The 15,185-nt window shown below is 30.8% G+C and carries 12 protein-coding genes; 1 reads left to right on the forward strand and 11 read right to left on the reverse strand.

What is annotated here, in order from left to right:
• Positions 1-299: 299 nt before the first annotated feature.
• From ACYUEX_RS11785 to hypB, 6 genes are all read right to left on the reverse strand, one after another.
• Positions 300-1,136: an ABC transporter ATP-binding protein gene (locus ACYUEX_RS11785; protein WP_460288345.1), complete on the reverse strand. Its 837-nt coding sequence runs from the start codon at positions 1,134-1,136 to the stop codon at positions 300-302.
• A complete protein-coding gene (locus ACYUEX_RS11790; protein WP_460288346.1) occupies positions 1,136-2,218 on the reverse strand; it encodes a FecCD family ABC transporter permease in 1,083 nt (360 codons plus the stop codon). The genes ACYUEX_RS11785 and ACYUEX_RS11790 overlap by 1 nt, the downstream gene beginning before the upstream one ends.
• Complete coding sequence (locus ACYUEX_RS11795; RefSeq protein ID WP_460288348.1) at positions 2,218-3,240, reverse strand: ABC transporter substrate-binding protein; 1,023 nt, start codon at positions 3,238-3,240, stop codon at positions 2,218-2,220. The genes ACYUEX_RS11790 and ACYUEX_RS11795 overlap by 1 nt, the downstream gene beginning before the upstream one ends.
• Before the next feature lie 59 nt (positions 3,241-3,299).
• Positions 3,300-3,641 (reverse strand): hydrogenase maturation nickel metallochaperone HypA/HybF, encoded by a 342-nt coding sequence (locus ACYUEX_RS11800; protein WP_460288350.1) that lies wholly within the window; start codon positions 3,639-3,641, stop codon positions 3,300-3,302.
• A 106-nt stretch (positions 3,642-3,747) separates the two neighbouring features.
• A complete protein-coding gene (locus tag ACYUEX_RS11805) occupies positions 3,748-6,438 on the reverse strand; it encodes an FAD-dependent oxidoreductase (protein ID WP_460288351.1) in 2,691 nt (896 codons plus the stop codon).
• A gap of 36 nt (positions 6,439-6,474) precedes the next feature.
• Positions 6,475-7,146 (reverse strand): hydrogenase nickel incorporation protein HypB, encoded by a 672-nt coding sequence (gene hypB, locus ACYUEX_RS11810; RefSeq protein ID WP_411168389.1) that lies wholly within the window; start codon positions 7,144-7,146, stop codon positions 6,475-6,477.
• 505 nt (positions 7,147-7,651) lie between these two features.
• Between hypB and ACYUEX_RS11815 the strand changes: the two genes are divergently transcribed.
• On the forward strand, positions 7,652-8,242 hold the full coding sequence (locus tag ACYUEX_RS11815; RefSeq protein ID WP_411168390.1) for a TetR/AcrR family transcriptional regulator: 591 nt from the start codon (positions 7,652-7,654) through the stop codon (positions 8,240-8,242).
• 118 nt (positions 8,243-8,360) lie between these two features.
• Here the strand turns inward: ACYUEX_RS11815 and ACYUEX_RS11820 are convergent, their stop codons facing one another.
• The 5 genes from ACYUEX_RS11820 to ACYUEX_RS11840 all read right to left on the reverse strand — a co-directional run bounded on the left by ACYUEX_RS11820 (position 8,361) and on the right by ACYUEX_RS11840 (position 15,164).
• Positions 8,361-9,212, reverse strand: coding sequence for an AraC family transcriptional regulator (locus ACYUEX_RS11820; protein ID WP_460288352.1), 852 nt, complete (start codon positions 9,210-9,212; stop codon positions 8,361-8,363).
• 204 nt (positions 9,213-9,416) lie between these two features.
• Entirely contained in the window at positions 9,417-10,853 is a 1,437-nt protein-coding gene (locus ACYUEX_RS11825) for a 6-phospho-beta-glucosidase (protein ID WP_460288353.1), read from the reverse strand.
• Positions 10,854-10,869: 16 nt separating this feature from the next.
• Entirely contained in the window at positions 10,870-12,783 is a 1,914-nt protein-coding gene (locus ACYUEX_RS11830) for a beta-glucoside-specific PTS transporter subunit IIABC (RefSeq protein WP_460288354.1), read from the reverse strand.
• Between the two features lie 135 nt (positions 12,784-12,918).
• Complete coding sequence (licT, locus tag ACYUEX_RS11835) at positions 12,919-13,761, reverse strand: BglG family transcription antiterminator LicT (RefSeq protein WP_411168394.1); 843 nt, start codon at positions 13,759-13,761, stop codon at positions 12,919-12,921.
• Positions 13,762-14,168: 407 nt separating this feature from the next.
• Entirely contained in the window at positions 14,169-15,164 is a 996-nt protein-coding gene (locus ACYUEX_RS11840; protein ID WP_460288355.1) for an ornithine cyclodeaminase family protein, read from the reverse strand.
• Positions 15,165-15,185 lie beyond the last annotated feature (21 nt).

A 15,185-nucleotide genomic window follows, 5' to 3' on the forward strand; every position in this document is an offset into this window, starting at 1 on the left:
CAGGTAATTTCTCTGATTTTAATAAGAATCATATCTTATATGCTGATTTCAAAAAATATTCTATAATTTATTAAATATAAAAAATAAATCTGAAAGTATTCCCTAAAGCACTCCTAGACGTAAAATAAAAAGTCTATAAGATTAATAATTTAATACTAATCTTATAGACCTTTGTCTTAATTCTTCCTTTTATTTATAATCTGAAACTCTCCAAACTATTATATGTAATATAATTGGTAATACTACGAATGCTATAATAGCTGTATACTTATTTCAATGCTATAACTCATTTGTACTTTTTAATGAGTATGCACTCCTGTAAATCCATCTTCATGGACATGATCTGTTCCTATTCCTTTAATATGCTCATGTGTATGCATAAATGATACTTGTAATTTTTTATTTATAGGATTAACTCCAACATATGCATTTACACCAAATACATCCTTTAACATTTCTGAATTTATTATTTCTTCTACTGTTCCAACTTCTTTTATTTTTCCATCTTTCATTACAATTAAATAATCACAATACATAGCTGCTAGATTCATATCATGTATTGCTGCTAATGTAGTTATATTAAGGCTCTTAACTAAATCCATAAGTTGTATTTGGTATCCTATATCTAAATGATTTGTTGGTTCATCTAACACTAAAAAATCCGTATTTTGAACTAAAGCTCTAGCTATTAAAGTTCTCTGCTTTTCTCCCCCTGAAAGTTCAGAAAAATTCCTGTCACTATAGCTCTCTAAGCCTACCTTTTTGAGCATTTCCTTAACCATTTTTAAATCATCTTTAGAGTAATCCTCAAAAACTGACTTATATGGATATCTTCCCATTTTTACTATTTGCTTTACAGTAAAATCAAAATGAGTATTACTTTCTTGAGCTAAAACTGCAATCTCTTTTGCACAATCTTTATCTTTCATTTTAGATAATTCTTTATTATCTATTAATATGCTTCCACTTGATGGTTTATAAAGTCTATATATGTTTTTAAGTAATGTAGATTTTCCTGAACCATTAGGTCCTATAATTCCTACAAATGAACCCTTTTGAACTTCGAAAGATATGTCTTTTAATATTTCTTTTTTATCTATGATGAATCTTAAATCTTTAACTTGAACTTTAAACATTACTCTTTTCCTCCAAATGAATAGTTCTTCTTAGAAATTAAATATAAAAAGAATGGTCCTCCAACTAATGAGGTTATTATTCCTATAGGTATTTCTATTGGTGGAAAAAGCCCTCTAGCTACAACATCTGATGCTATTAAAAATATTGCACCTATAAGTGTTGAAAGTGCTATAAGTTTTTTGTGGTCACTTCCTACTATAGTTCTACATATATGAGGAACTACAAGTCCTATAAATCCTATTGCTCCTGTTATAGCAACTAATGCTGATGTAAGTAATGTAGATAGTATTAAAATTATAGATTTTATAATCTTTATATTTATTCCAAGTATTATTGCACTATCATCACCTAGAAGTAATATATCTAGTGATTTAGACATTATTAATGATGCTATAATAACTACAACTAATATAATAAATGGAAATAATAAAACGTCCCACTTAGCTCCTCCTAAACTACCAATAGTCCAAAAAAGAGCACTCTTTGCTTGATTTGAATTTTCTGCTGAATATATAAGTAAGTTAGTAAGTGATGAAAATATTGTTGATATTGCCATACCTGATAATACTAGCCTTGTTGTAGATGTTGTTCTTCCCATTTGAGTTCCTATTGCAAAAACTAATATTCCTGAAATTAAGGAACCTATAAAAGCCCCTACCCCAATACTATTTATCCCAAGTGATGATATGCCACCTAAAACTATAACTGCAACAGCACCACAAGATGCCCCTGATGATATACCTAATATGTATGGCTCTGCTATTGGATTTTTAGTAACACATTGCATAAGCACTCCACAAAGTGCAAGTCCTGCTCCACATATAGCTCCCAATATCACCCTAGGTAATCTTATTTCCCATATAATATTTTGTGTCATTACATTTCCTGCATCACTGTAAATTGCTCCATTTGTTAATTTACAAAGTAGTACCTTATATACTTCTCCTGGTTCTATATATGTGCTACCTATAGCTATTGCTATAACTATTGTACCTAACAGTATTAAACTTAAAGCCACAACCCAAAATAAAAAGCCTTTCTTGTTAGTAAGTCTTCTTTTATCTTTTAACGCTTTTTGCATTAATTATCTTCTCCAAATAAATATCCGTGCACTTGCTGTATTAACTTAGAATTTCTAACACCTGGAGAAAGATCAGCTAATCCTACAACATATATTTTGTTGTTTTTTATGGCCGGTACATCCTTAAGAGCAGGATGAGCTTTTAGGAAATCTATTTTCTCTTGTACTGGCTTACCTGCCATAAAATCAGTTACTAATATAACTTCTGGCTTCTCAGCTACTATACTTTCCCAGCTTACATTTATATAAGGCTTATTTGCTGTCTTTCCAAATATATTATTCCCACCTGCAAGCTCTATTAAGTTGTTAGCAAGACCAGCTCCAACTACCATTGCATCATTTTCACCTGAATCACATACCATCATTTTCACTCTATCTTCCTCTTTTATGTCTCCTACCTTATCAGTTACAACCTTTATATCCTTTTTCATTTTATCTATTACTTCTTGAGCTTTATCTTGTACTCCAAATATTTTTCCAAGCAATTCAAAATCTTCATAAACGGTTTCTACTGTTGCATCTATTCTATAAGACTTAGCCATAAATGGAGTTATATTTTTTGATATAAGGTCACTAGGTGATCCTGTGCTTTGTTCACTTATAGATGAATCCCATCCACTTACAAAGTCTGCACCTGTAGCTAGAAATCCTTCCTTAGAAACAGCATGTCCTTCTGAAATTTTAAGTTCTGGTATTTTATTGTAGGCCTCTTCAAATTCTGGCAATATAGGATTATCTAAAAGAGCCGTTCCAACCATTCTATCTTCCAGTCCTAATGCCAGTAACATTTCTGTCATAAACTGAGATAATGTAACTGCCTTTTGTCTTGGAGAGTTTACTGTTACATCATAATCTTTAGCACCATCTGAATATACATATTTTACTGTTTCAAAATTACTTGCTTGAACTTCAGTATTTGCCTTTTGTCCCTTACCTTTTTCATTATTAGAACAGCCTACTATACCTAAAGCTAATGTAGCTATAGTTACTGTAATTATAATTTTTTTTAACCTCTTATTCATAAATTGTTACCCTCCACTTTCTATTCCTTAAATAATTTTATTAAGTTAATAAATATTACTTAACAAGCTACAATTTCCTTGATCATAAACTCTTTCCCACTTAGTAATTCCCAATGATTTTCTTTGCAATATGGACAAGCATCCTTATTTTGAATAAGATTGTAAACTTTATTACACCTTTTGCACATAACATTGCCTGGTAATATTTCAATTTCTAATTTTGTATTCTCTAATATGGTACCATCCACTGCAGCTGGGTAACAGGATTCAATATATCTTGGAATCATTGATGAAAGTTCCCCAATTTGAAGAACTATTTTATCTATTTTTGTTAATGCATTTCTTTGTGCAAAGTTTTCAACTGTTCTAACTACTTCAAAGACAACTCCTAATTCATGCAACTAAACTCACCTCTACTTCTCTATATTAAAAATCTAAGGGGAACCTTAAGTTCCCCCTATATCTTTTTTCAATCTATCTTTCCTTTAGACACTATCAAATAAATAATTAAGAATTTCCTTTAAGTATCTTCTTAACTTTTCTAGCGTTAATTACAATTTTACGCTTAATTGTATTCTTAATAACCTTTGGCTTAAGTTGTTTAAGAGTTACACTTTGTGCATCATATTTTCTATAAAGAGAAATAGCATCAAACTTACATCTAGTTGTACATGCTCCACATCCTATACATGTATATTCATCCACTGTTGTAGCACCACATCCAAGGCAACGTTCTGTTTCCTTCTTCATTTGCTCTTCAGTAAATGTAGGACGTAAATCTCTAAATGTTTCTTTTGATTTAGCTCCATCCACATGATCTATTCTATTTCTCTTAATATTATCATAACCCTCTAACCTTAAGTTTTCTTTATCAAAGGCATGATATTCCCTTCTATCACGGCCTAAAACTAAGCTTTGACCTGGATGAACAAAACGATGAATTGATATTGCTGCTTCTTTACCTAAAGCAATAGCATCTATAGCAAATCTAGGTCCAGTTAAGGCATCTCCACCTGCAAATACGTCTGGTTCTCCAGTTTGTAATGTAAATGAATCTGCTTTAATTGTCTTATTTGGATTTAATTCTGCTTTGCTATTTTCTAATAAGTTACCCCAGTCCATTCCTTGACCTACTGAAATTAAAATATGACTTGCTTTAACAACCTTAACTTCCTTTTCATCAAATTTTGGATTGAATCTTTTATTCTCATCAAAAACAGAAATACACTTCTTAAACTCAATTCCAACTACCTTACCATTTTCAGTTAGAATTCTCTTTGGTCCCCAAGAATTATTAATTTCAATATCTTCTGCTAAAGCTTCATCAATTTCTTCATCTAAAGCAGGCATTTCTTTTCTTGATTCAAGACAGAACATAGAAGTTTTAGCTGCGCCAACTCTTGCACCAGTTCTTGCAACGTCAATTGCAACATTACCACCACCGATTACAACAACTTCTCCATCTAGCTTAATGTCATTTCCTAAGTTAACTTCACGTAAGAAATCAACTCCAGTCATAACGCCTTCTGCCTCTTCACCTTCTATACCAAGGTTTCTTCCTGCTTGTGCACCTATTGCAACATAGAATGCTTCATAGCCTTGACCTCTTAATTCTTTAAGAGTTACATCTTTTCCTACTTCAACACCAGTTTTGAATTCTACACCTAATTCTCTTAAAATTTCTATTTCTGCATTTATTACATCTTTTTCTAATCTATAAGATGGAATTCCAAGTGTTAACATACCACCAAGTACCTTTTGCTTTTCAAATACAGTTACCTTGTATCCATCAATAGCTAAGTAATATGCACAAGATAAACCTGAAGGCCCACCGCCTACAATTGCAATTTTCTTACCATATTCATGTCTTTTCTTTGGCACATAACGATGTTCTGTATTTAAATCTTGCTCAGCAATGAACTTTTTAATTTCATCTACAGCAACTGCTTCATCAATTTCTCCTCTAGTACATGCAGATTCGCATTTTCTTGGGCATATACGTCCACATACTGCTGGGAATGGATTTTCATTTTTTATAAGCTCCAGTGCTTCTTTATATCTTCCTTGAGAAGCAAGCTTTATATATCCTTGAACAGAAATATGTGCTGGACAATATGTTTTACAAGGACTTGTACCAGTCTCAACAACGTTTTCTCTATTTATACGATGATCAACATTCCATTTATCTTCACCCCACTCTGTATTATGAGCAAAGTCTACTCTCTTCTTTTCAGGAATCGGTGTTTTAGTACATAATTTTTGTCCTAATTTTAATGCATTAACTGGACAAACTTGAACACATTCTCCACAAGCCACACATTTGTCTTTATCTACTTTTGAAACATAATTTGAACGCACAAAATCATTGTTTCTGAACATACCAGCAAGTCTTGTAGCATAACATGAACATCCACAACAGTTACAAATAGCATGAGTATGTCCTGGACCATCTGCATTTGGTATTTGATGCATTAAACCATTTTCTTCAGCTCTCTTAATAATATCAAAAGCTTCTTCACGAGTAATAGCTCTACCTCTACCTGTACGTATATAGTATTCTGCCGCATGTCCAAGTTGAATACACATGTCTTCTTTTAAGTGTCCACAACCTTCACCCATAGCTTCTCTTGATGTACGACAAGAACAATCTGATACAGAGAACACAGTATTTTCATTAAGATATTTAGAAATTTCTTCATATGAAGCTCTTCTAGTTTCTCCTTCAATAGCTGTTTCTATTGGTATAACACGCATAGTTCCTGTTCCTACTGAAAAAACACCTGCTGTAAGAGGAGCTTTTTTTCTTCCATATGCCTCAAAAGCTTCTGCAATTTGCTTATAATTTTCAACACTTTCTCTATTAGGATGATTAACTATCATTTCCATTTGTCCTGGAACCCAAAGATCATACCAGTATTTATCAACCCCATCTATTTCACCAATGAAACAAACACCAGCAACAGCTAAATCCCATAGTAATTTTGCTGTTTCCTCTACAGATTTTCCACATAAAGCTGCAACTTCTTCTGCACTCTTCTTTTTACGAAATTCAAGATGAAGTCCTACTTCTGCCATTTCTGTTGTAACAACAGGCTCAAGAATTTTATACTCAGGCTGATCTGGCTTAATTTCAGATTTCGACCCAGATTTTTTCATACTTATGTGATTTGCAAGATCTAATACCTTCTGATTTACCATTAATATATTCCCCCATTTTTTTAATTTATTATATCTCTAATTTTCATTCCAATTCTTAACTTCAGTACGCACCCAATCTGCCCACTCCTCAATACCTTCTCCAGTCTTCGCAGATATTGGTATTATTTTTATATTTGGATTTAATTTAGTAATATACTCTTTAACTTTCTCTAAATCAAAATCAAAATAATCCATTGCATCAATCTTATTAATTAATACAACATCTACAATAGAAAACATTAAAGGATATTTTAATGGTTTATCATGTCCTTCAGGTACACTTAAAATCATTGCATTTTTTGATGCTCCAGTATCAAATTCTGCTGGACACACTAAATTCCCTACATTTTCTAATATTGCAAAATCAATTTCTTCTGTTCCAAGTCCTAGTAAACCTTGTTTTGTCATATCTGCATCTAGATGACACATTCCACCTGTATGTAATTGAATTACTTTTGCGCCAGTTTTTGAAACAGTATTAGCATCAACATCTGAGTCAATATCAGCTTCCATAACTCCAATTCTCATTTCATCTTTTAAGGCATTAATTGTTCTTACAACTGTTGTTGTTTTACCTGAACCTGGTGATGACATCAAATTCAATAAAAATGTCTTATCTTTTTTTAGCTCTTCCCTAAGCAAATCTGCTTGTCTATCATTATCTTCAAAAACACTTTGCTTAATCTCAAGAATTTTATAAGTTTCCATATTATCCACCCCTTATTTAATAATAAATTTTATTTTTTCTTTTTTTACATTTAACTTTCCCCTTTTTAACTTAAATAATAAAAAAATCGCCAAGGCGACTGTGGAGCCGTAGATTTTTTTTCGCACATGTGCCCTCTCCGAAGCTTGCCTGAGGAGAAACTGCGGCACGTGCACTTTATTCTATTTTTTACTCTATAGGGCTAACTTTAATAACTTATATGCTATAAACAATTTATTCATAGATTTTAAAAATATAATTTTCTATAGAGTAAAAAAAGTATTTCATACAATAAAAGTACATTATAAAAACATAATATTATTGACCAATTTTTCTTAACATAATTAACATAATTAAATTCACCGAATCTGATTATGTTAATAATATAACATACTTTCTTCTTATTGTAAACATATTCATAAATTGTTTTGATATTCCTTTTGTGATATACTTTAACAAAATTCAAAATCATTATGTTTTAAAATTAATTGCACGAGGAATTATATTATGAAAAAATTAACAGACCGACAAAAGCAAGCTATTGCCACAAAACTTAGAATTACACAGATAGCAACGAATCTTTTTAAAGAAAAAGGCTTTGAAAATGTAAAGATTCAAGAAATTTGTGATGCATCTGAAATTTCAACCGGTGCCTTCTACCATCATTTTAAATCTAAAAATGAAATAGTTAATACAGGTTATGAGCAAATAGATTTGTTATTAAAAGAACGATTTGAATCACAAACCTTTAATTCAAATATAGAAAAAATGATGTACTTGTTTAGTGAGGGACTTTCTTTACTCCAAGATTTAGGATGGCTATTTGTATCTGATGTTTACAAGAATATTCTTTCTATAGATAGTAAATATACTTTAAAATCAGATCGTTTTCTTACAGTTGAAATTAAATCTGCTATAGAATCAGCTATAGAATCCGGTGAGCTAAAATCTAATATTTCTTCTGATGATTTAACTAAAACTCTTTTAAGAACATCAAGGGGAGTTATTTTTGATTGGTGCCTTCATCAAGGAAGTTATGACCTAAAAACTAATATAACTTTTGACTTAAACTTAATACTTGCTAATTATAAAAAGTAGCCTATTAAATCTAAAAAATCCCTGAAAGTGTTTATTTTACTAGTTTTAAAAGCATATAAAAAGGATGTCGCGAAACGCGACATCCTTTTTGTTAGATTAACTAGATGTAGTTCCTATATTATTTCTTTCTTATTGGTATCCATACTTCAAACTTTGAATTTGAAGGATCTGCATTTAAATAAACTTCGATATCTGGTGCATCTGCATACTCATATCCTGAAGTTGGTAACCACTCAGTAAATGCTCTCATTTGAACTTCTTGAATTGCAGCTGGCATAACCCCTTCCCCAGGAAAAATAGCCCAAGTGCATGCTGGTACAATGTATTCATCCATACCTTCTGGTACTTCTTTATTAGTTTCAGTAGCAATATAGTATTCCCAGTTTTCTAATTCATCCATTGCTAAACTTAACCCTAAAACTCCATTAGATTTTTCATCCATTAAAGCTGTTACATCATTAAGCCTTCCACTCTTTACTGTTTCTGCCCAAAACTTTGGTACATACTCAAAATTCTCTTTAATATTCTTTTTAATTAATACCTTAACCCCAACAACTCTAAATTCATCTTTCTTAACTATGCTATAATTCATTTCCTCTACTCCTTTTATTGTTATTTTAAAACTTATAGGAGAATATGATTTTAGGAATGTTCCTTCCTTTTGTGCACTTGAAGGTGTTACATTGTGTAACTTTTGAAAAGCTCTATTAAAAGCTGTTGGAGATTCATATCCATAACGCATTGCTACATCAATTACCTTATCACCACTTTGCAAATCAATAGCAGCCTTTGTCAACCTCCTGTTCCTTATATATTCAGCTAATGGTCTACCTGCTATATAAGAAAACATTCTTTGAAAATGATATACACTACAGCATGCTAGCTTTGCTGCTTTTGTATAATCAATTTCTCCATCTAAATTACTTTCAATATAATTTAATGCCTCATTTAATTGATCTAACCATTCCATAAACTCCATCTCCTTACAATAAAAGTATAGCAATATCCAAATTTAATAACCTCTCATTCTCTGCACAAATATGAGAGATTAACTATATATCAATTTAATCTTTATTTCTATTTTCCAAGCAATATAGATATTATATATAGAAAAAGGTAGTAAACACAACCTATGCTTACTACCTTAAGATATAATATTAAGTTTTAATTTTTATTAATCTAAATCTTCCCCATTAGTTTCTATAACCTTCTTATACCAGTAGAAAGATTTTTTCTTGTATCTTTTGAAGGTGCCATTTCCTTCATTATCTTTATCTACATATATAAAGCCATAACGTTTCTTCATTTCTCCTGTAGATGCACTGACTAAGTCAATACATCCCCAAGTAGTATAACCAAAGACGTCAACACCATCTATTTCAATAGCATCTCTCATAGCTTTTATATGCTCTCTTAAGTAGTCTATACGGTAATCATCATTTATATTTCCATTTTCGTCTATAACATCTATTGCTCCAAGTCCATTTTCTGCAATAAATAATGGTTTTTGATAACGATCAAATAAACTATTTAATGTAATACGGAAACCTAATGGATCTATTTGCCATCCCCATTCACTTGCCTCTAAGTAAGGATTTCTTAATGTAGGAAATACATTCCCTTGTGTTAATTTATTTATTTCTGGGTCAGCACTTGTTAATTGACTATTGTAATAAGATAAAGATATAAAATCTACAGTATGTTTTTTTAGTAGTTCTTTATCCCCATCTTCCATCTTAGGCATAATTCCTTTGCATTCCATTTCTTTTAAAGCATAATTAGGATAATAACCTCTTGCTTGCACATCTATAAAGAAATACCCTTCTCTATCACCTCTATAAGCTTTCCAAAAATCCTTAGGATTACTTGTGTTTGGATAAGTACTTCCAGCTGCAATCATACATCCAACCTTATTATTTAGATCAACTTCATGTGCAATCTTAGTTGCAATAGCACTAGCAACAAGCTCATGATGAATAGCTTGGTATTGAACCTTTTCAAAGTTTTCTCCCTCTTCTTTTAATAAGCCTGCTCCCATAAATGGTAAATGTAAAATCATATTAATTTCATTAAAAGTTATCCAATGGTTTACTAACCCCTTATAACGTCTAAATAATACGTTACATAAGTTTTCATAAAAACCTATAAGCTCTCTATTTTTCCATCCACCATATTTCTTTATTAAGTGAATTGGACAATCGAAATGGGTAATTGTTACTAAAGGACTTATTCCATATTTTTTACATTCTTTAAATATATCTTCATAGAATTTTAATCCTTCCTCATTTGGTTCTTCCTCATCACCCTTTGGAAAGATACGACTCCATCCAATACTCATACGATAAACCTTAAAGCCCATTTCTGAAAATAAGGCAATATCTTCTTTAAATCTATGGTACATATCAATTCCATCTTTAGCAGGATAATAATATTTATCATCAAATTCTAACATCTTCATAGTTCCATTCATTACAGGGAAGCGATCTTCTCCATAAGGAATTACATCAACATTTGCTAATCCTCTGCCACCTTCATTATATCCACCTTCACATTGGTTAGCAGCAGTAGCCCCACCCCATAAAAAGTCTTTTGGAAATCTTTCATTATTCATTTAACTAACCTACCTTTTAAAAAATAACTGTAAGAAAGTCACTACTATTTTCAGATAATCCACTTTCTATAACATCAAAGTATTGATCATGGTTAGTAACAACTATAGGTGTTATAGTTGAATAACCCTCTTCCTCTATTCCCTTTATATCAAACTCAAGTAATTCATCACCTATTTCAACAGTATCTCCTTGCTTTACTTTAGGGCTAAAATGCTTACCTTGTAAATTAACAGTATCCATACCAACATGAATTAAAATCTCTACTCCTGTTTCACTAGTTAATCCAATAGCATGATATGTTGGAAATAAAGTTGTAACTGTTCCTTTTACAGGTGATTTAACTATACCTTTAGATGGTTTTATAGCTAAGCCTTTTCCAAGCACACCTTCTGCAAAAGCATCATCTGATACTTCACTTAATGGAAGAATAGTTCCTTCTATAGGCATATTTACTACTTCTTTTTCTAAATTCGATTTTATTACTTCTTTCTTAGTATCTTTAACTTCTACTTTATCCTCTTCTTTATCTTTAAAGAATATCATTGTTAAAGCAAATGCCAGAGCCATAGCAACAATAACACCAATTACAGCAACTTTAATATTATCCATACTATTAGTTGCTGGGTCTATCATTGCAGGAAATTCAAATATTCCTAACCCCCCCATAATAAACTCTTTTAAATCAGCATAACCATAATATGCACCTGCTACCCCTGATGCTATACAGCTTAAAATAAATGGCTTTTTAAGTGGTAATAGTATTCCGTAGATTGCTGGTTCTGTAACACCAAAAATACCTGAAATAGCTGCTGGAAGACATAAACTCTTTAATTTTTTATCCTTTGTTTTAATCATTATAGCTATAACAACAGCAGTTGTTGCAAAAGTTGTAGCAAAGAAAGGCATCATAACATTGTCATAACCTAAAGTTGATATATTATTTATATAAATCGGAAGTAATCCCCAGTGTATACCAAATATAACTAAAACTTGCCAGAACAAACCTATAACAGCACCTGCTACTAGTGGTGAGAACCCACGTATAGTTAATATTACATTAGTCACTATTGTAGACGCATAAGTAGCTATTGGTCCGACAACTATAAAACCTAATACTAATGCAAATACTAGTGTTAACATTGGCACAAAGAAAAATTTAAGTAACTCTGGAACGATCTTATCAAATAACTTTTGGAACTTAGCTGCAACATAACATATTAAGATTACAGGTATTACTGTTGAAGTATAATCCATAGCAATAATAGGCAAACCTAAAAACTCTATATATACTGGTGAAGCAAACATTGTTCCATCAAATAATGTATATAATGGCTCAAGAGTTGCTGATAATGTACCTTGTTGAATTGCAGGATAACATAATGCTATACCAATTATTAACCCAACAAATGGCTTTAAACCAAACTTCTTAGCTGCTGTATAACCTAAGATAACAGGTAAATACATAAACATTGCATCACCAATTGCATTTAAAATCATGTAAGTTCCACTATCTGGAGTAACCCAACCTAGTGCACTAAATAAGGCAAGGAATCCCTTAATCATACCTGCTGCAGTTAATACACCTAAAATAGGTTGAAAAATCCCTGAAATAACATCAATAAACTTATCAAATGGCTTCTTATTTTTATTATCTTCACTCTTACTTTCACTTTCAGAAGATATTCCTGCCACTTCACAAACATCTTCATAAACCTTAGATACGTGATTACCAATAACAACTTGATATTGACCTGCTGATTTCAGTATTGTAACAATACCGTCCATATTCTTTAAAACAGCATCATTAGCCTTTGATTCATCATCTAATTGAAAACGCAATCTAGTTATACAATGAGTTAAGCTTTTAATATTTTCCTTTCCTCCAACATTTTTAATAATATCTTTTGCTAATTGTTCATATTTTCCCATTTTTAATACCTCCATTGATTCATTTTTTAGTAAATATGAAATATGAAGGTTTGGCCAACTTAATGTCACCACCCAAAACAAAAATTAATAGTTAATTTGATATACCTCCTAATTTAATATTTTTTTAATAATATATTAAATAGTTTGTTTACTTAAAATTTTAGCGATATGAATCGTTAAATATAATTTTTCTTCATTTGAAATAACATAATTATATTTTTTATAAATAAACTCACTTATTTTATTAACACATTTATATGAATCCTGATATTTTACCTTAATTATATCTAGTAAATTATCATCATTTTCATCATCAAAGGTTTTACCAGTTATAAGCCTCTGTGAAAAGAACTTTATATGAGTTACAAATCTATAAAAATATACTGACTCTTCATCAAAAGTAATACTTAAATTATATTTAACAATATTTAATATCTCTTGCATTACCTTTGTTATGTCGTACATATTTGTTAGGCTTTCATCCATTAAACTATTGGCAATGTGTATAGCTATAAATCCTGCTTCATCCTCTGGCAAATCTACATCTATTCTCTTCTCAATTATTTTTAATGCTTCTAAACCTATTACAAATTCATCTTTATAGAACCTCTTTATATCCCATAACAAGAAATTCTTCATATTTATCCCATCCAGATGTCTTTCTACTGCAGTCTTTATATGATCACTTAATGAAATAATTAAATTATCATTTAACCTTTTTCCTAATTGAAGTTTAGCATATTTTATAATTTCATCAGCTACTTCAACATAGTCCAAAGGCATGTCCTTTAATAATTCTGTAAACTTATTAGTCATATTTTTATCAGATAAAGTAAAGACCTTATCAATCATATTTTCCTCTATTTCGTCTCCAACACGTTTCTTATATGCAATACCTCTACCCATAACAATTTGTTCTTCATCGTTTTTATCTAATATTAAAACAACATTGTTATTTAGTATTTTGTAAATAATCATACTTCCACCTCCTACATAAAAAAATCCTGCACAAAATTAATTATAGTATATAGGTATACTATAATTAATTTTGTGCAGGTTTAGCTTGCTCAAACAATCACTATCCTAACGTTCAATATGCATTTATCTACATGTATGTTATCATATATAAAGGTTTAATGCAAATGTTTTCTAAATACTTTTTGTAACGTAACATTTTATTTTTTTATATTTTATGTACAAATATGCAACCTTTTTATGTTTTCAATCGTCAATTATATGAATCGATTCAGAAAGTGAGGTAATTTTACTTGGTTAATGAAATACTATAAAAAAACTTCCTCTTAGGTAAAAAATTATTAACCATAGAAGAAGTTTAATTTTATTAAATTTATTTTGTTAATTTTTAAATACAAGTTCCTTAAGTTCTATAACTTAACTATCTCGCCAACCTTATTTTCTAAAGCTTTTTCATAAATTCTACGAGCAGTAACAACATCTAATACACTACTTCCTACAGTCTTAAAGAATGTGATTTCATCTTCACTCTCACGACCTTTTACTTTATTTAAAATAACTTCACCCAATTCTCCAACGACCTTATCAAAAGAGTAGATACCTTTATTTACTGGTATTATTAAGTCTCCACTTTCATTGAATACACCATTTCTAGTATCTACATAAACCTTAGAATTACATACTAGATTTTCATCTATTTCTTGCATATCTGGTGTATATGAACCAACTCCATTTACATGAGCACCTTTTTTAACTAACTTTCCATTAAATACTGGTTTCTTTGATGTAGTAACAACAGTTATGATATCTGCATCAGCTATAGCTTCATCTGATGATTGTGCAGCTTCTATCTTAACTGAGAATTTTTCGCCAAAATTTTCAGTCATTCTTTTTACAAAGTCATTTCTTCTCTCTTCTGAAATATCATATACTTTAACTAATTCTATATCTCTTACATTTAATACAGCTTCAAGTTGTGCTTCTGCTTGTCCTCCAGTACCGAATAAAGCAAATATTTTTGAATCTTTTCTGGCTAGAATATCTGTAGCAGCTCCTGACACAGCTCCTGTTCTTATTCTAGTTAAAAATGTTCCATCCATCAATGAGCAAACTTCTCCTGTCTCATTATTTACTAATACCATAGTTGCTGGTACAGAAGTAAGGCCCTTTTCTATATTTTTAGGATACACTGAAACAATTTTTACACCTAAAGCATTTGTATCAGCAGCATATCCAGGCATATATAAGCTCTGTCCTTCACTTTCTGGTACATTTATATTTACTCTTAATGGAATATCTGCGCCATTTCTTGAATATATCTCAAGTGCATCTTTATCTGCTTGAATAGCATCAGCCATTGTAAAGATATTCTTCATATCCTCTTCTCTTAGTACTACTATATCCATTATTCTCTCCTTTACATTACT

It is taken from the genome of Clostridium sp. CTA-7 (assembly GCF_054768095.1).

Bases quoted from the DNA above. Each gene is read 5' to 3' on its own strand.
- ACYUEX_RS11785 (WP_460288345.1), bottom strand. From the start codon at position 1,136: ATGTTTAAAGTTCAAGTTAAAGATTTAAGATTCATCATAGATAAAAAA.
- ACYUEX_RS11790 (WP_460288346.1), bottom strand. From the start codon at position 2,218: ATGCAAAAAGCGTTAAAAGATAAAAGAAGACTTACTAACAAGAAAGGC.
- ACYUEX_RS11795 (WP_460288348.1), bottom strand. From the start codon at position 3,240: ATGAATAAGAGGTTAAAAAAAATTATAATTACAGTAACTATAGCTACA.
- ACYUEX_RS11805 (WP_460288351.1), bottom strand. From the start codon at position 6,438: ATGGTAAATCAGAAGGTATTAGATCTTGCAAATCACATAAGTATGAAA.
- hypB (WP_411168389.1), bottom strand. From the start codon at position 7,146: ATGGAAACTTATAAAATTCTTGAGATTAAGCAAAGTGTTTTTGAAGAT.
- ACYUEX_RS11815 (WP_411168390.1), top strand. From the start codon at position 7,652: ATGAAAAAATTAACAGACCGACAAAAGCAAGCTATTGCCACAAAACTT.
- ACYUEX_RS11820 (WP_460288352.1), bottom strand. From the start codon at position 9,212: ATGGAATGGTTAGATCAATTAAATGAGGCATTAAATTATATTGAAAGT.
- ACYUEX_RS11825 (WP_460288353.1), bottom strand. From the start codon at position 10,853: ATGAATAATGAAAGATTTCCAAAAGACTTTTTATGGGGTGGGGCTACT.
- ACYUEX_RS11830 (WP_460288354.1), bottom strand. From the start codon at position 12,783: ATGGGAAAATATGAACAATTAGCAAAAGATATTATTAAAAATGTTGGA.
- licT (WP_411168394.1), bottom strand. From the start codon at position 13,761: ATGATTATTTACAAAATACTAAATAACAATGTTGTTTTAATATTAGAT.
- ACYUEX_RS11840 (WP_460288355.1), bottom strand. From the start codon at position 15,164: ATGGATATAGTAGTACTAAGAGAAGAGGATATGAAGAATATCTTTACA.